Source organism: Psychrobacter sp. CAL346-MNA-CIBAN-0220, from assembly GCF_040309805.1.
In the GTDB taxonomy this organism is placed as follows: Bacteria; Pseudomonadota; Gammaproteobacteria; order Pseudomonadales; family Moraxellaceae; genus Psychrobacter.
The window spans coordinates 1-239 of sequence record NZ_JBEOPF010000697.1 but is presented as its reverse complement, the minus strand read 5'-3'; the positions used below and the strand labels follow the sequence as shown (position 1 = coordinate 239).

General features: G+C 68.2%; 1 protein-coding gene. It reads left to right on the top strand.

Features of this window, described 5'->3' with window-relative positions; genetic code table 11:
• On the top strand, window positions 1–239 hold a 239-nt coding region (locus AAEY88_RS15360; RefSeq protein WP_350563780.1), incomplete at both ends, for an ABC transporter permease subunit.

Genomic DNA, 239 nt, shown 5'->3' with positions numbered 1-239 from the left:
GCCAGTGGCTCGCCGCGTACAGCCTCGGGCTGTCGTGGGGGCAGACGCTGCGCTACGTGATCGGCCCGCAGGCGCTGCGCATCGCGGTGCCGAGCCTGTCCAACAGCCTGATCAGCCTGATCAAGGACACGTCGCTCGTGTCCGTGATCACCGTGACCGAACTGCTGCGCAGCGCGCAGGAAGTGATCGCGGCGACCTATCAGCCACTGCCGCTCTATCTCGCCGCCGCGGCCGTGTAC